Below are 17146 nucleotides of genomic sequence, written 5' to 3' on the forward strand. Positions count from 1 at the left end.
GCTCAGTCGGCGAAAAAGAATTCGTCCGGCCGGTGAATGCCGAAATGTGCACCGGGTTCCCAGGCCCACATAGCTTGTTCCGGAACATTGCGCAGACGGTTTGACACCACAATGGGCTGGGGAGCACCGTTCAGGATGCCTATGGCATAGACCTGATCGGCGTGGATGTTCAACATTTCGCTCCAGACAGTTGCGCGTTCTTCATCGGTCGTGGCGATTTGCCATTCATGCGCCAATTCCATCAGGCGCTGCGCCTCTGGCATGTCGGGGGCCTCACCCGCTTCGCCACCGGTCTGGTAGTATTGCCCCCATTTTGGCCAGGCCAGGAACACCTGGTCAGTCGGGGCCAGATAAGCCGGGGACGTGTGCGCCTGCGGAATGCCGTCATCCCAACCGTACCAGACGGACGCCATTGAGTTGCCCGCGAACACGCGGTTGCGCAGGATGTCCCTGTCCAGCGGGCGCATGACCAGTTTGACCCCAATATCGCGCCAGGTGTCGGTTACGATCTGAAGGGCGTTTTCGACCTCCTGCCGCTCGCCTGCGGTTTCGATCACCAGCTCCATCGGACGGCCGTCAGGCAACAGGCGAATGCCGTTTTTGTCGCGCTGATCCAGACCAGCCTCATCCAAAAGCGCATTGGCCTGATCGATATCGTATTGCGCCCAGGCCGCGGCGTTTTCTTCACTGTAGAAGGGCGAGGCGGGAAGAACCGAGTTCGCGGCAGGGTGTGCGAGTTTGAAATATAGGGCCTGATTGATGGTCTGCCGGTCGATGGCCAGCGACAAGGCGCGCCGCACGCGAACGTCCCTCAGTACATCGCGCCAGACGTCATCAGAGAAGTTCAGGTTCGGGTAGATCGCGATCTGCGAGGCCACGCCGGTTTTCCACAGCAGCGTTTTGTATCCGCCTTGTGCTTCGCCTTTCTTCAGGATCGACGCGTCTCGGAAGGCAAGGCCACGGCCTTGCAGATCGCTTTCACCGGCGTTGGTCTTGGCGGCAACAAGACCGGGGGCGACGATCTCCATCTCGACCACGTCAATATAGGGAAGCTGCACCCCCTTGCTGTCGATGCGGTGATAATAGGGGTTGCGCACAAAGTTGTGACGGATTTTCTTGCCCGAGCTGGCGTTCAGCCACGGCTGCAACGTGGGAAGTTCGTGGTTGTCGAATTTGTAAAGATTATCCAGCTTGTTGTGCAGCGCCGCCCAGCTTTTGACCCGGGCATCTTCAACCTGAAAGGCAAGCTCTTCCGCGTCCGCGTATTTCTCGTGATACTGTTTCAGAAACGCGGCCGGTCGGTAGATAAACGGTGGTCGTGCTTGTGCCAGAGATTGCAGGAAGTCCGGGTTGGGGTCATCCCATTCGAAGATCACTGTGGTCTCATCAGGAAACGTGACCTTGGGGGCTTTGCCTTCGACGATCAGAAAATCAGGTGGGCCAGACGGGCTGAGCAACTCGTTGTTGGCGACGTCCTCCCACCAATAGCGGAAGTCTTCCGAGGTAAAGGGTGAGCCGTCCGACCACTTGTGCCCTTCACGCAGTTTCAGGGTGAATTTGCGATTGCCCTCGTTTTCATACGAGGCCAGCAGGTCGGGTACCAGTTCGTAATCCTGGTTGAACCCGACCAGCCTTGCATAACCATAGACAACCATCTGCCGGATATCTTTGGATCGCGTGACCATGGTGCGCAGAGTACCGCCCGGTTTCCCGAATTCTCTTCCTTTTGCGGCCAGATCCACGATCAGAGGGTCCTTGGGCAAACGCTCCTGCACCGGCGGAAGATTGCCGCTTTCAACCTCGGCGCTCCAGAAGGCGCTTTCCTGAGGTGTCGGGATTGTCTCTGCCGCCGCGGACAGGGTCCCGGAAAACGCCAGCATTGCAGCCAGCAGCAGAGGGCGAATGGTATCAAACATGGCAACGTACCTTATGGCCCGGTTCCAATTCCACCAATGAGGGTATCACGGTGTCCGAGAAACGAAAGGCTTCATCCCAACTGTCCGGCGCGCCGGCACCCTGAGAAACCAATTGCAGGTCAATCGGGCGATTGATGTCGGGTTCGGGTTGAGCGGCAATCAGCGCCTTGGTGTATGGGTGGCGCGGATTGTAGAAAAGAGTTTCAGGCGGTGCCTGTTCGACGATCAGACCCCGCCGCATGACGGCAACTTCGTCAGCGATCCGTGCGACAACGGCCAGATCATGTGAGATGAACAGGTAGGACAGATTCAGGCTGTCCTGCAGGTTTTCCAGCAAGGTCAGGATTTGTTCCTGAACAGATACATCCAATGCCGAGGTGGGTTCGTCGCACACGATCAACTGCGGGTCCAGCATCATGGCGCGGGCCACGGAAAGGCGCTGTCGTTGCCCGCCGGAAAACGCGTGCGGATAGCGTTTGAGCATATCACCCGTCAGGCCGACGCGCTGCAACATCTCGGCGGCTTTGTCGCGCTGTTCGGCTGTTGTGCCGATGCGGTGGATTTCCAGTGGTTCGGTCATGGCGTCCTGGATGCGCATCCGGGGGCTGAGCGAACTATAGGGGTCCTGAAACACCATCTGCGCCTTGCGCTGAAACGCCGTGCGCTGGGCTCGGGTCATGTTGTGCACCGTGATCGGGTCGGCATCGGGGGCGGTGCGAAACAGGACTTCACCACCGGGGTCGGGCAATTCAGCCCCCAACGCGATGCGGGCCGCCGTCGTCTTTCCCGATCCGCTTTCACCGACAATTGCCAAAGTCTTGCCGCGCGCCAGATTCAGGTCGACTCCACGGCAGGCATAGATTGCTTTGTCGGACTGCCAGCCTTTGCTGGATCGCATGGTGTAGGTCTTGGACACATCCTTCATCTGAAGGATCAGATCCGTGTCGGGCATCGGTATGCCCACCGCATCCTGATCCGGTATTTCCGGCGCGGCATCAAACAGCTGCTTGGTATACGGGTGTGCGGGCGCGGTCAGGATCGGGGCGGCGGGGCCGGCCTCCATGATACGTCCCTTGTGCATGACGACGACCTGCTCGGCCATGTTGGCGACGACACCCAGATCATGAGTCACCAGAATGAGCGCCATGCCGGTTTCGCGCTGCAATTCCTTGATCAGGCCAAGAACCTGCGCCTGCGTGGTCACGTCCAGAGCGGTGGTTGGCTCATCCGCGATCAGCAATTCGGGTTTGGACACCATGGCCATGGCGATCATGGCACGTTGGCGCATACCGCCGGACAACTCGAAAGGGTACGAGTCATAGGCCCGTTGTGGATCTGGGAAACCGACGCGTTCGAACTGCGTCAGGACCTTTTTGCGTGCCGCGGACTCGGACAGCCCACGATGCAGCCACAAAACCTCGCTGACCTGATTGCCGATCTTGTGAAGCGGGGACAGCGATCTCATGGGCTCCTGAAAGATCATTGAAACCCGATTGCCGCGGATGTCGCGCAACTCACGTTCGGACACTGTGGTGAGCTCGCACATGCCCTTGGAATCGTTCAGGGTAATCGTTCCGCTTCGAATCTGCGCCGTGCGGGGCAGAATGCGCAAGGCGGCGCGGCAGGTGATTGTTTTCCCCGATCCCGATTCACCGACCAGGGCCAGCGTCTGTCCCGCTTCGACATCGAAGTTCACATTCGTGACCACGGAATTGCCCGTACCAAAGCCGATACTGAGGTCTCTTACGGACAACAACGCGCTCATGCGGGTTTTCCACCCGTTTGACCGTTCGATGACATCGGTTACTTCAACTCCCCGTGATTTTTTGTTCAGTGTCGCGCGGTTCCGCCCGTCTAGTCAAACCCGTTCTTGGGCCGAAATGTCGCGAAATCGTGAAACTATGGGCTTCGTCGCTACACAAAGTCTTGAGATTTTGTCATCAAGGGCGGCATCGGGCGCATTTATGCTCTCGATTGGTATCAAGGAGATATTTTCCGGTGTCCGAGAATCAAAGCCGTCTGGATCTGTTCATCGATCGCATGGTGTCACAGCGCGCTTGTCTGGATCACGCAATCCGGCTCACTGCGGGCATGGCGGGTCCGGTGTTCGAATTGGGTTTGGGCAACGGGCGTACATATCACCATCTTGTGCAGCACATGGATGGCCGCCCGGTCTATGTGTTCGAACGCGCGGTGGCCTCGCACCCCGACTCGACCCCGCCCGAAGATCGCGTGATTCTGGGCGATGTGCGGGACACCCTGCCTGCATCGGTTGAACGGTTCGGCGCGTCAGCCAGCCTGATCCACGCGGATCTTGGTGGGCACAATCGCGAAAAGAATGACAAATTCGCGCGGTTTGTATCTCCGCTCATCGAGCCTTTGCTTGCTCCGGGCGGGCTGATGGTCTCGAGTGATCGGATGTATTTCGAGGGGCTGACCGAGATGCCGTTGCCCGAAGGCGCCGTTGAAGGGCGCTGTTTCATCTATCGCCGCTGACCGAAAAGGGGTAACGGCATGATTTTTTACGACTGCTCCACTGCTCCGAGTCCGCGCCGCGCGCGGATGTTCATTGCCGAAAAAGGGTTGGATATCGCAACCCGTGAGGTCTCGATTGCGAAAGGCGAACAATTGAGCGAAGCCTTTCGCGCCGTGAACCCACGGGCCACGATACCGGTTCTGGTAACGGATGACGGAACCGTTCTGACGGAAAACTTGGGCATTGCCGCTTTTCTTGAGGCGCAGTTTCCTGAACCGCCTTTGATGGGCCGAACCCCCGAGGAAAAGGGTCTGGTCCTGATGTGGAACGCGATTGTCGAACAGCAGGGCGGGGCGCCGATTGCCGAGGCTTTGCGCAACGGCCATCCCGCCTTCAAGGATCGCGCCATTCCGGGTCCCTCCAATCATGCGCAGATCCCCGAACTTGCGCAGCGCGGGCGCGAGCGTGTGGCATCCTTCTTTGAAATGCTGGAGTCACGGCTGACGGAAAGCCGGTTTGTGGCCGGTGATGTATTTTCCTTGGCGGATATCTCGGCCTTCGTTTTTGTCGATTTCGCCCGCGTCATCAAGATGCGTATCCCGGAGGACAACGCCGCCACCCTAGCGTGGTTTCAAGCCATTCAATCTCGACCAAGCGCAAGCCTGTAAACCTGCCAAGCCGAGCCGGGTTGCGGTGTGGTTTGTACTGTACAGAAATGTCTAGACAGATGTGAACAGTGCCACTAGCGTCTCCTCAGAATCTGTTCAGGGGAGGTCGGGATGAAATCCCAATATCGCGTCGTGGTCATCGGAGGAGGCGTTGTCGGGGCCTCGGTTCTGTATCACCTGGCCAAGTTCGGCTGGTCGGATGTGGTCATGTTGGAACGCCGGCGGCTGGCGTCTGGGTCATCCTGGCACGCGGCGGGGGGCATTCATGCTTTGAATGCCGATCCGAACATGGCGTCTTTGCAGGCCTATACCATTGATCTGCTCAGCGAGATCGAAAAGGAATCGGGCCAGAATATCGGCCTGCACATGACCGGTGGTCTGACGCTGGCGGGAACCCCCGAACGGTGGGAGTGGTTGCAAGCCAATTACCGCATCTTCCAGTCCATCGGCATCGACGATTGTGAATTGCTGTCCCCGGAAGAGGCGCAGAAACGCTGCCCGATCATGTCCACCGACGGCATTCTGGGCGCGATGTGGGCCGACCGCGAGGGGTATATCGACACCACGGGCACCGTGCAGGCCTATGCCACCGCCGCGAAAAAGCGCGGGGCGGAATACTACGAGGTAACCAAGGTCGAGGAACTGATCCAGACGGCGGATGGCTGGCAGGTGGTGACCGACAGGGGCACGATCACCTGCGAACATGTGGTCAACGCTGCCGGCCTGTGGGCCAAGCAGGTGGGGCGCATGGCGGGGGTCGAACTGCCGGTCTCTCCGCTCAAGCACCACTATTTGATCACCGACACGGTGCCCGAGGTCGCAGCGGCCGATTTCGAGATGCCGATGACCGTGGATCTTGAGGGCTTCACCTACATGCGGCAGGATCAGAAGGGCGTGCTGGTCGGCATCTACGAGGTCGATCACGAGCACTGGGCCATGGACGGCGCGCCATGGAACTATGGCGAGGAGCTGTTCCAGGAACAGCTGGACCGCATCGAGAACGAGCTGACGCTGGGCTTCGAACGCTATCCGGCGATCCAGAACGTGGGTATCAAGACATGGGTGAACGGTGCGTTCACCTTCTCGCCCGACGGCAACCCTCTGGTCGGTCCGGTGCCGGGCAAGCGCGGCTATTGGACCGCCTGCGCGGTGATGGCCGGGTTCCTGCAAGGCGGCGGCGTCGGCAAGACGCTGGCCGAATGGATGATCCATGGCGAGCCCGAGGCCGACGCCTGGCCTATGGATGTGGCGCGCTATGGCGACTTTGCCCAGAACAAGCGCTACATCCGTGAGACGACGGGGCAGTTCTATTCCCGCCGCTTCGTAATGACCTATCCGAACGAGCAACTGCCCGCCGGGAGGCCGCTGAAAATGGCACCGGCGCATGACGCGATGACCGAAGCAGGGTGCAAATGGGGCGTGAGCTGGGACCTTGAAGTACCGCTTTATTTCGCGCCGAAAGGGTTCGAGGAAACGCCGACGCTCAAGCGTTCGAACGCGCATGACATCGTGGCCGAGGAATGCAAAGTGATCCGCGAAGGTGCGGGCTTGCTGGATATTTCGGGCTTTTCGCGGTTCGAGGTTTCCGGTCCGAATGCGGAAGCCTGGCTGGATAAAGTAATGGCCTCCAAGCTCCCCGCTCCGGGTCGTGCGAAACTGGCCCCGATGCTGGGTGAAGACGGACGCCTGAAGGGCGATCTGACGGTGCTCAACTGGGGCGATGGGACCTGGTGGATCATGGGCAGCTATTATCTGCGGGCCTGGCATATGCGCTGGTTCGACGATCACATGATGGATGGGGTCAATATCCGTGATCTGGGCGAGGAATACTGTGGCTTTGCCGTGGTCGGGCCGAAGTCACAGGCGGTTGTCGAAAAACTGGCGGAACAGGATATTTCGGGCTTGAAATTCATGGGCTGCGGCGATTTCGATATCGGCCTCGTGCGCGCCCGCGTCGCCCGCATGTCGGTGACCGGAGAAAAAGGGTACGAGATCAACTGCCGCTATGGCGACCACATCAAGCTGCGCCGCATCCTGCTGGAAGCGGGGGCCGGGGAAGGTATCCGCGAATGCGGCTTCAACGCGATGCTGTCAACACGGCTCGAGAAGAGCTTTGGCATCTGGTCGGCAGAGTTCACGCAGGCCTATACACCGGGCATGACAGGAATGGATCGCTGGATCGACTGGGACAAGGACTTTGTTGGAAAGGCGGGCGCGCTTGCCGAACGTGACGGCAACGGCCCCGCGCAAATTCAGGCGACACTGGAAATTGATGCACTGGATGCAGATGCCAGCGGATACGAACCGGTCTGGGCCAATGGCGAGCGCGTTGGCTTCGTAACCTCGGGCGGCTACGGGCATTATACCGGCAAGTCTTTGGCGATGGCCCTGATCGATCGGGACAAGGCGGAACCGGGCACGGAACTGTCCGTCCATGTGGTGGGCGTTGAACGTCCGGCGCGCGTGATTGCGCCGTCGCCTTATGATCCTCAGGGCAAAGCGATGCGAGGCTGATCATGACTGCTGCGGAGCGCGGACGCCGACGGCGGGGGCGGGGGGCTGAAGCCGCCCCGCAGCCCGGTCGCGATGTGAACTATCGCCAGCTCAGGAATCCTTTTCCATTGATGGAAGTGTTCCCGGCCGACCAAATCGCGGACATGCATGACACCGCGTTGCGGACTCTGGAAGAGTTGGGGGTAAAGACCCTGCTTCCCGAGGCGCGGAAACTGTTCAAACAGGGCGGCGCGCGGGTGGATGAAGACAGTGAGATGGTGTTTATCGGGCGCGAGATGGTTGAAGCCGCAGTCGCGTCAGCGCCCAAATCCATCGCCTGTCGCGCCGGTGCCCGGCGTCGCGATTTCACGCTGGAATTGGGTTCTTTGGTTTTCCAGCCCGGAGCCGGCGCCCCGAATGCCACCGATCTTGAACGCGGTCGGCGCCCGGCGACGGGTCAGGATTATCTGGAGTTCCTCAAGCTCACCCATCATTTCGACGTGTTCCAGATGATCTCGCCACAGGTCGAGCCGCAGGATGTGCCGACCCATCTGCGTCATTACTTCACGACTCGGGCGCAGATGGAACTGACGGACAAGTTTCCGTTCTTCTTTTCGCGTGGAACCCCGCAGGTGATGGACTGCTTTGAGATGCTGACCACGGCCCGCGGTCTTTCGGATGATGCGTTCCGGGGCCATGCCCACTGCTACACCATCATCAACACCAACAGCCCGCGCACGTTGGATATCCCCATGGCGCAAGGTCTGATCGACTTTGCCCGCCACGGTCAGATGTCGATCATCACACCCTTTACCCTGATGGGCGCGATGGCACCGATCACCGTGGCCGGGGCGATCACCTTGTCTCATGCCGAGGCCCTTGCCGCGCTGACTTTGACCCAACTTGCCAATCCTGGTGCTCCGGTCTGCTATGGCACGTTCACCAGTAATGTTGACATGAAGTCCGGCGCGCCCGCCTTTGGGACGCCGTCGCACTTTCAGGCATCGCTGGCTGCCGGTCAACTGGCGCGGCATCTTGGTTTGCCCTGGCGTTCGGCTGCCGGATCGGCGTCAAACATCAACGACGTGCAGGCCGCGAACGAGAACCAGTTTGGCCTTTGGGGATGCCTGATGGCCGGGGCAACGGTGATCATCCACTCCGCAGGCTGGTTGGAAGGAGGGTTGACGGTTTCCTTCGAAAAGCTGGTCTGCGATGCGGAAGTGCTGAACATGGTCGCCGAACTGTGCGCAGGTGCGCAGGCGGGGCCGTCCGAGATTGGGTTTGAATCTGCATTGAGTGAGGTTGAACCCAGTGGCCATTTCTTTGCATCAAGCCAGACGATGGAGCGCTACAACACTGAATTCTATCAACCGCATGTCCATGACTACGCCAATTTCGGCACATGGGCCGAGCGCGGGTCGGTGGACGCAAACCATCGGGCAACGGACGTTTGGAAGGGCATTCTGAATGACTTTCAGGCGCCCGCTGTCGACAATGATCGGATAGGTGATTTACATGACTTCATTGCCCGTCGTACCGCCGAGGGCGGGGCACCGCCGGAGAGTTGAATGAATACGAAACCGATCCTTCATCGCGATGACCCCGAGGCCGAACCCTTGATCGGCAACATCAAGGTCACGCGTGACGACTGGCTGAACGTGGCGATGGATGTGCTGATTTCGGACGGGGTGGATCAGATCAAGGTTCTGAACCTGGCCGAACGGATGGCAGTATCGCGGTCGTCGTTCTATTGGTACTTCAAATCCCGACAAGAGTTGCTGGATGCGCTGCTGGCCCGCTGGCAGGCCACCAACACAGCCGCTTTGATCGCGCAGGCCGAAGCTCCGGCCAAGACGATCACAGCGGCCGTCTGCAACGTTCATCGGTGCGTGGTGAACACCGATCTGTTCGATACTGCGCTGGATTTTGCCGTACGTGACTGGGCGCGAAAGTCAGGCAAGGTGCGGCGTATGCTGGACCAGTCGGACGCCCGCAGGCTGGAAGCCCTGCACGCCATGTTCGCCCGCCACGGCTATTCCGAGATCGAAGCCGAAACCCGGGCGCGCGTGCTGTATTACATGCAGATCGGTTATGATCTGGCGCAATTGAACGAACCTATCGAGATGCGGCTGTCGATGGTGCCGCATTACCTTTACGCCTTCACAGGTGTCGAGCCGAAACCCGAGGAAGTTGAAGAATTCAGCGCGTATTCCCTGCGCTTTTGGAAAGGAAACCAGACATGAGCCAACCAGACGCAATCATCATCGGTACTGGCGTGATCGGCGCGGCCATTGCGTTCGAGATGTCCAAGGCAGGTTGGAAAACCCTGTCATTGGACCGGAATTCTCAGGTCGGGCACGGTTCTACCGCGGGGTCCTGCGCAATTATCCGGATGCATTATTCCACATTCGATGGAACCGCGTTTGCCTGGGAAGGCTACCACTACTGGCGCGACTGGGCCGAGTATCTTGGCTTGCCGCAAGACGCCAACCTTGCGCAGTTCCGCGAAACCGGCTGTCTGGTCATGAAGACCGAGGCGAACGGGATGCTGGAGAAGCACATGCGCAATTCGTCCGAGCTGGATTGCCCGTTCGAGGAATGGTCAGGTGAAAAAGTGCTGGACCGCTTGCCGGTCTATTCGCTGGACAGCTTTGCCCCGGCGCGGCGCATGGACGATCCGGAATTCGGCCAGCCCAACGGGCGCAAAATGACGGGCGGGGTGTACTGGCCGCAGGCGGGCTATGTCACCGACCCGGCCCTGTCGGCGCAGAACCTGATGGATGCTGCGAAGCTGCACGGGGCCGAGGTGCGAACCGGCGCTGAAGTCACGGAGATCCTGACCGAGGGCGGGCGCGTTTCCGGCGTCAAGCTGGCTTCGGGCGAGGAAATCCACGCCAAGGTCGTTGTCAATGTTGCGGGACCTGGTTCGTCGATCATCAACAAGATGGCCGGCGTTCTGGACGATATGACCATCAAAACCCGGCCCTTGCGGCAGGAGGTCGTGCATGTTCCCGCCCCCGAAGGGTTCGATTTTGAACACGACGGAACCATCGTTTCGGACAGTGACATCGCCTGCTATTGCCGCCCGGAACACGGCAATCACATCCTTGTCGGATCGGAAGACCCGGAATGTGATCCGCATCAGTGGTGCGAGGACGATGTGAACTACAATCGGGAATTCACCGACCAATGGACCACACAGGCCATGCGGTACGCGCAGCGTGTGCCCAGCCTTGGCATTCCTTCAAAAACGCGGGGCGTGGTTGACCTGTATGATGCGTCTACCGACTGGATTCCGATCTATGACAAATCCAGCCTGCCGGGGTTCTACATGGCCTGTGGTTCCAGTGGAAACCAGTACAAGAATGCTCCGATTGCGGGCAAGATGATGGCGGCACTGATCGATTACTGTGAAAACGGCGCCGATCACGACGCGAACCCTTTGCAGTTTGAATTGCCATACATCAAGCGGACAATCGACGTGGGTTTCTACTCACGCAAACGCCCGATCAATGAGGAAAGCAGTTTCTCGGTTCTGGGCTAGCCGCGGTTCGCAATAGGTCTATGTCATGTGGGGCTGTCAACAAGCGTGGCCCCACTATGACCGACCCAAAGACCACCGTATTGATCCTTGGCAGCGCCCCATCGGCGCTGGCGGCGCGGGCATGGTCGCGCGCGCCTTTCACACATATCGTCGCCATCAACAACGCATGGCGCATCCGAGAAGACTGGGATTACCTGATCCATCCCGAAGACTTCCCGGCAGAGCGCCGCCCTGATAAAGTTCTTGGTACTCAACACATAGTCACTGCCGACGAATACGTCCCAAGACAAAATGACTATGGCGGGTTCGTCTATGCTGGCGGAACGATGGCTTTCACGGCAGGCTATTGGGCATTGTCAGCCCTGAAGCCGGATGTTCTGGCTTTTACCGGCTGCGACATGATGTATTCAGGATCGGGACGAACACATTTTTACGGAAATGGCACTGCGGACCCTTTGCGAGAGGACGTGACACTGCGTTCGCTTGAAGCGAAATCCGCCCGCCTGGGGCTTTACGCAGCCGCACAGGGGTGCAGAACCGTGCGGTTGTCCAGCGCGCCAAGCCGGCTTGTATTTCCGTCCGTCAACATATCTGACCTGACGACCGTACCGCTTCCCGATGTAACTGCCATGCACAATGTGCGGCAAATTGAAGATGAACTTGGATACTATGTTGCTTCGGGCCGGTATTGGGAAGTTGAACACCGGTTCGACCCTGATGAGATTGATGTATTGGATCGGATGTGGCTAAGGGCCTATCAGCTAGCCGTATCGGAAAACGCGGTCTGGCACGGTCAGGCGGCGGCGAAAGTAACCCAGGCCCAAACCATCGCAACATAAGTCAGGTTGTGCATCAACTGATCCAAACCGGCGGCGCGCCAAAACGCGGGTTGCGTTGGCTCAAGCCGCTTTTTGTCTGAATAGCTGGCCTTGACGAAATCGATATTGAAATGGATGAACCATTCCAGCGCCGCGACGATCAGAATAAAAGGCAGCGGCGCGCCGAACACCAAAAAAACGACGACAGAACCCACAACATGCACAGCGGCATGTTGCGCGCGTCCCAAATGAAAATACTCACCCCGGCCGGAAAGCATCTTCGGTGTCTGGAGGTAATAGTCAGCGAACATATGCTTGATCAGCAAAAGACAAAGCATAAGAAACACTGCGCCAATACTGGCAGTCAAAAGAACCCTCCCGATATCGTTCTCAAGCCAACATTAGGCAATAAAACGGGCGCGCGTAAATGAACTAGTTCACATACGGTCAAGAAATTTTCCAAAAGGGAAAAATTTGCTTATCCTGTCTGGATGGTATTTGATTCATGCTGTTGAAATTGCATGCATTACGTTCAATCCGCGTCGTCGGTCAGCAGCAGGGGCAGGTTCCATAGAACGCACGATTTTCCGCTTTATCTGGAAATACTCCAAACGCGAACAGCTGATCCTGCTGGCCGTGACGGCGACGTTGTTTCCTTTGCTGTACCTCACACTTGAGCTGCCAAAACGAATAATCAATGACGCGATCGGGTCGTCCACCACTGAGGTAACGGTCTCGGGCTATTCCATGTCGCAGACCAATTTTCTGATTGTTCTGTGCTTTGCCTTTCTGGCGGCTGTGCTGTGCCACGGCCTGATGAAAATGCGCATCAACACCATGAAAGGCGTGCTGAGCGAACGGATGCTGCGGCGCTTTCGGTATCAGTTGATCAGCCGGGCGCTGCGCTTTCCTCAACCCTATTTCGAGCGTGTCAGCCAGGGTGAAATGGTGTCAATGATCACCGCCGAAAGCGAGCCGATGGGCGGCCTGATGGGCGACGCGATCAGCCAGCCGGTTCTTCAGGCCGGCCAAATGATCACCATACTTTCCTTCCTGTTCCTGCAAAGCGTCTGGTTCGGGCTGGCCGCCGTGGCGCTGATACCCTTGCAGGCCTGGTTGATCCCCAAGCTGCAACGCCAGATCAACCTGCTGAACAAAAAACGCATTCAGGAGGTTCGCGTTCTGGCGGCGCAGATCGGCGAGAACGCGGTGGGCGCGTCCACCCTGCGGACCAATGGCGGCTGGCGTTATCGCCGGTCGATGGTCTCGGAGCAATTGGGCCGCCTGTTCGGCATCCGTTTCCAGATCTATCAAAAGAAGTTCTTCATGAAGTTCCTGAACAACTTCATCTCGCAACTTACACCGTTCATGTTCTATCTGGTTGGCGGTCTGTTGGTGCTTCAGGGTTCGGTTTCGCTGGGGGCGCTGGTTGCCGCATTGGCCGCGTACAAGGATCTCAGCTCACCATGGAAAGAGCTGCTGACCTATTACAACCAGACCCAGGACATGTCGCTGCGTTGGGATGTGGTCATTGACCGGTTTGCTCCGGCCGGAATGCTCGATGAAGCCTTGTTTGAAGGTGAACCTGCCGAGTGGCCGCACCTGAACGGCAACATCGTGCTGGACCACGTTTCGGTGCGTGACATGGATGGCAATCAGGTGCTCGATGATCTGGACCTCAGCTTTCCTGCTGGAAAGACAATCGGGATCGCCGCCCCCAGCGAGGAAGATCGACGCGCCATCGGCGAATTGCTGACACGGGAAATACGCCCCAGTGCTGGCCAGGTGCGGATCGGGGACCTGAAACTGGCCGAGTTGCATCAGGCGGTTGTCGCCGCGCGTATCGGGTATGTCACATCACGCCCTGTCATGTTTCAGGGTACGCTGGGCGACAACGTGATGATGCCGATGCGGTTCAAACCGCTGACTGACCCGCCGGACGATCCGGACTTTCTCGAAACCCTGAGGGCGGGAAACAGTGCCGATCCGTTCAGAGCGGAATGGCTGGACCCAACTTTGGCCGGGTTTCAGGACGCCGCGGAACTGCGTGCCTGGTGGTTGCAGCTGATTGACGGAATGGGGTTTGGCGCAGCGCTGTTCCAACGGGGCGCCGAACAGAGTTTCGATGCGGCCGAGCATTGTGAACTGGCAAAGAAACTGATCGAGCTGCGCCCGGTTGTTCAGCAGGCTGTTCGTGATGCCGGGCTGGAACAACAGGCGCTTGTCTTTGACCGGAACGCGTATAACGCGGCCCTGCCTGTGGCTGAAAACCTGCTTTTCGCAACGCCACGTGTTCCCGTGACACAAGCTTTGCTTGCGCAACAGAAGGTTTTTCTAGGACAGTTACGCGAATTGGGGCTGGACGAGACACTGATCGCGTTGACTCGCGACGTGATCGAAATGCTGCGCCAGATCTTCGGGATCGATGGAACGGACCACCCGCTGTTTCAAAAACTTGGTCTTGATGCAAAAACCTATGAAATTGCCGTGGATCTGGTGGACCAGACTCGCAAAGATGGTTCGGACGGGCTGGATGACGAGCAGCTTGCAAACATGTTGGCGGTGCCATTTGTGATCTCTGCCGAACAGATCGGACCTGCGTTCACCGATGAACTCAAGGATCGCATCCTCGAACTGCGGCACAGCCATTCCGAGAAACTGATGGAGCGTTTGCAAGACGTCTTCGTTCCATTGGATCCAAATGTCTTTGCGCCCGGACTGACGGTCATGGAAAATGCGCTATTCGGAAAAGTCAGTCAGATTGGCGGTTCCCGTTCAGACGAAGCCCGCAAGCTGATTGTCGATGTGTTGGCTGAAAACGGCGCGCGCCCATTGGTCACAGAGTTGATATATGATGTCCAGGTTGCTTTGGGCGGTCAGAATCTTCCGGCGGTATTTGCCGAGCCCTTGGCCTTTACCCGTGCGACGATCAAGAAACCTGACATCCTGATTCTGGAAAATGCGCTGGCCAGCTACGACATGAAAACGCAGGTGGCGGTCTATAAACGGCTCCGTGAACTGCTGCCGGACACCACTGTTGTCTATCTGAATGATCAGTTCGAAAACCCCGGTGCATTCGACATGTATGTTGAAATCCGGCAAGGTCGTGTGGTCTCGGACGGAGGGCCTGTGGAGGTGGAGGAAGACAGTGCGGCATCGGCGGATTTGACGCGGAAACTACGCGCCTTGGAGCAAACCCCCTTGTTTTCGGGTCTGGATCGGCGTCAGCTGCGCCTGCTGGCCTTTGGCGCGCGCTGGTTTGATGCCGAGCCGGGGCAGGTGGTGTTCTTGAAAGATGACCAGCCCACCGACGGTGCCTATGTGGTGCTGGAGGGCGAAGCAGGTCTGTACCTGCCACAAGAACAGGGGCCTGACCAACTGATCACCAAAGTCGGGCCTGGCGCATTGGTCGGAGAGCTGGGCCTGATCAGAAAAGAACCACGTGCGCTGAGCATGGTGGCGGAAACGCCGCTTTCCTGTTTGCGGATCGGTGAAGAAGAATTCCTTGCCGTAGTGGAAAACGATGCAGCGACCGCATTCAAGCTGTTGCAGGTTATCGCCGGTTATGTGTCCAATTAGCGATCAGCAGTCCGAGCCGCAGAACAAATCGTAAAGCAGACGGATCACTTTTTCCGTGGCTCCGTCGCGCAATGAATAATAGATCGTTTTGCCTTCCCGACGCGTCGAGACCAACTCTTCCTCGCGCAGGCGCGCCAGCATCTGGCTGACTGCGGCCTGCCGCAACTGAAGCAGCTCCTCAAGCTGGCCGACGGATTTTTCACCACCGCCAAGATGGCACAAGATCATCAGGCGCCCCTCATGCGCCAGTGTTTTGAGAAATGCAGCCGCGCGTGCAGCATTGTCTTTCATGTCCGGCAGAGCGTCCGTTGGGCGTGCCTGCGCTTCGGTTTCGTTAAGTGCCACTTTCTGACCGTCATATCGCGATTTGTGATGGCAATATGCATCAAGGCGACTGGTATTGTCACCCCTCGGTTGCCGGAGCACCCCCCTGAAAAGCATTGCCTTCAACGTAATTGCATGGGTCCTCCTGCATTTGCAGATGCAACCCGTCGCCGTCATATGGGTGCGCGCGGGCCAGGTCTTCATCGACATCGATCCCAAGGCCCGGAGCATCCGGGGCGGCGACGAACCCATTCTCGATCCGGATCGAGCCCTTGATCAGTTGATCGTGGAACGGTGTTTCGATGGTTTCCAGAAGCAGCAGGTTGGGAATGGAAGCGGCCAGATGGATGTTGGCGGCCCATTCGACCGGACCGGCATACAGATGCGGTGCCATCTGAGCGTTGAAGACCTCGGCCATGGCTGCGACTTTCTTCATCTCCCAGATTCCGCCTGCACGTCCCAGCGCCGGTTGCAGAATCTCGGCGGCTCCAGCGCGCAGGACGGCTCCGAATTCGGCCTTTGTGGTCATCCGTTCTCCGGTTGCAACCGGAATGCGTACGTTGCGGGCGACGCGGGCCATATCTTCGATATTGTCAGGCGGTGTAGGTTCCTCGAACCAAAGGGGCTGATATGGTTCCAACGCCTGTCCCAGCCGAATTGCCCCGGCCGTGTTGAACTGGCCATGGGTGCCGAACAGCAGATCGGCCCTGTCGCCCACGGCCTCGCGGATCGCCTTGCAGAAGGCGACGGACATGGAAATGTCGCTCATCGCAGGCATGTGCCCGCCGCGGATCGTATAGGGGCCGGCCGGGTCGAATTTCACGGCGGTGTAGCCACGTTTTACCATTTCAGCCGCCGTTTCGCCGGCCTGTTCGGCAGAGGTCCAGAAATCGTTCAAGTTGTGCCGGGGCAGCGGATACAGGTAAGTATAGGCCCGGATCCGGTCATTCATCCTGCCGCCCAGCAGCGCATGAACTGGCCTGTCCCGATCTTTGCCCAGAATGTCCCAGCAGGCGATTTCCAACCCCGAGAATGCGCCCATCACCGTCAGGTCCGGGCGCTGCGTAAAGCCGCTGGAATAGGCGCGACGGAACATGAGCTCGATGTTTTCGGGGTTCTCGCCCAGCATATGCCGGTCGAACACGTCCTGAATGACATGACGCATCGCCTCGGGCCCCACGGACGAGGCATAACACTCACCCCAGCCCGTGATGCCGGTATCAGTCGTCACTTTGACAAGTATCCAGTAGCGCCCGCCCCAGCCCGGAGCGGGCGGGGCGGTGACGATGATGTCGAGATCCTGCAGTTTCATCCCAAATCCTTTCGGC

Annotated in this window: 13 protein-coding genes; 8 read left to right on the forward strand and 5 right to left on the reverse strand. The window is 58.5% G+C overall.

Annotated elements, in window-relative coordinates; all coding sequences use genetic code 11:
• Positions 1 to 2: 2 nt before the first annotated feature.
• Both ACR0DJ_RS13675 and ACR0DJ_RS13680 read right to left on the reverse strand, forming a co-directional pair.
• Positions 3 to 1916 carry an ABC transporter substrate-binding protein gene (locus tag ACR0DJ_RS13675; protein ID WP_480685309.1) on the reverse strand — a complete coding sequence of 638 codons (1914 nt, stop codon included), beginning with the start codon at positions 1914 to 1916 and terminating at the stop codon, positions 3 to 5.
• Positions 1909 to 3681 carry an ABC transporter ATP-binding protein gene (locus ACR0DJ_RS13680; RefSeq protein ID WP_480685311.1) on the reverse strand — a complete coding sequence of 591 codons (1773 nt, stop codon included), beginning with the start codon at positions 3679 to 3681 and terminating at the stop codon, positions 1909 to 1911. Before ACR0DJ_RS13680 ends, ACR0DJ_RS13675 begins: the two co-directional genes overlap by 8 nt.
• 233 nt (positions 3682 to 3914) lie before the next feature.
• Between ACR0DJ_RS13680 and ACR0DJ_RS13685 the strand changes: the two genes are divergently transcribed.
• The 7 genes from ACR0DJ_RS13685 (at position 3915) to ACR0DJ_RS13715 (ending at position 11936) form a co-directional block, all read left to right on the forward strand.
• The gene (locus ACR0DJ_RS13685; RefSeq protein WP_368040345.1) at positions 3915 to 4412 is read left to right on the forward strand and encodes a class I SAM-dependent methyltransferase; all 498 of its coding nucleotides are present in this window, start codon (positions 3915 to 3917) and stop codon (positions 4410 to 4412) included.
• Between the two features lie 18 nt (positions 4413 to 4430).
• Positions 4431 to 5060 (forward strand): glutathione S-transferase family protein, encoded by a 630-nt coding sequence (locus ACR0DJ_RS13690; protein WP_170344889.1) that lies wholly within the window; start codon positions 4431 to 4433, stop codon positions 5058 to 5060.
• 111 nt (positions 5061 to 5171) lie between these two features.
• Complete coding sequence (locus ACR0DJ_RS13695) at positions 5172 to 7574, forward strand: GcvT family protein (RefSeq protein ID WP_480685313.1); 2403 nt, start codon at positions 5172 to 5174, stop codon at positions 7572 to 7574.
• Between the two features lie 2 nt (positions 7575 to 7576).
• Entirely contained in the window at positions 7577 to 9121 is a 1545-nt protein-coding gene (locus tag ACR0DJ_RS13700; RefSeq protein WP_480685314.1) for a trimethylamine methyltransferase family protein, read from the forward strand.
• Positions 9122 to 9796, forward strand: a complete 675-nt coding sequence (locus tag ACR0DJ_RS13705) for a TetR/AcrR family transcriptional regulator (RefSeq protein WP_480685315.1) — start codon at positions 9122 to 9124, stop codon at positions 9794 to 9796.
• Positions 9793 to 11097, forward strand: a complete 1305-nt coding sequence (locus ACR0DJ_RS13710) for an NAD(P)/FAD-dependent oxidoreductase (protein WP_171726643.1) — start codon at positions 9793 to 9795, stop codon at positions 11095 to 11097. Before ACR0DJ_RS13705 ends, ACR0DJ_RS13710 begins: the two co-directional genes overlap by 4 nt.
• Positions 11098 to 11153: 56 nt before the next feature.
• Positions 11154 to 11936 carry a hypothetical protein gene (locus ACR0DJ_RS13715; protein ID WP_480685316.1) on the forward strand — a complete coding sequence of 261 codons (783 nt, stop codon included), beginning with the start codon at positions 11154 to 11156 and terminating at the stop codon, positions 11934 to 11936.
• Here ACR0DJ_RS13715 and ACR0DJ_RS13720 read toward each other — a convergent pair.
• Positions 11891 to 12253 (reverse strand): DUF3307 domain-containing protein, encoded by a 363-nt coding sequence (locus tag ACR0DJ_RS13720; protein WP_480685470.1) that lies wholly within the window; start codon positions 12251 to 12253, stop codon positions 11891 to 11893. The two genes, ACR0DJ_RS13715 and ACR0DJ_RS13720, sit on opposite strands and share 46 nt — an antisense overlap.
• A gap of 244 nt (positions 12254 to 12497) precedes the next feature.
• Between ACR0DJ_RS13720 and ACR0DJ_RS13725 the strand changes: the two genes are divergently transcribed.
• Entirely contained in the window at positions 12498 to 15494 is a 2997-nt protein-coding gene (locus ACR0DJ_RS13725; protein ID WP_480685471.1) for a cyclic nucleotide-binding domain-containing protein, read from the forward strand.
• 3 nt (positions 15495 to 15497) lie between these two features.
• Here the strand turns inward: ACR0DJ_RS13725 and ACR0DJ_RS13730 are convergent, their stop codons facing one another.
• Both ACR0DJ_RS13730 and ACR0DJ_RS13735 read right to left on the reverse strand, forming a co-directional pair.
• On the reverse strand, positions 15498 to 15785 hold the full coding sequence (locus ACR0DJ_RS13730; RefSeq protein ID WP_425079870.1) for an ArsR/SmtB family transcription factor: 288 nt from the start codon (positions 15783 to 15785) through the stop codon (positions 15498 to 15500).
• A 112-nt stretch (positions 15786 to 15897) separates the two neighbouring features.
• Positions 15898 to 17130: a mandelate racemase/muconate lactonizing enzyme family protein gene (locus tag ACR0DJ_RS13735; RefSeq protein WP_480685317.1), complete on the reverse strand. Its 1233-nt coding sequence runs from the start codon at positions 17128 to 17130 to the stop codon at positions 15898 to 15900.
• Between the last annotated feature and the right edge of the window lie 16 nt (positions 17131 to 17146).

Source organism: Ruegeria sp. BF10, from assembly GCF_056538725.1.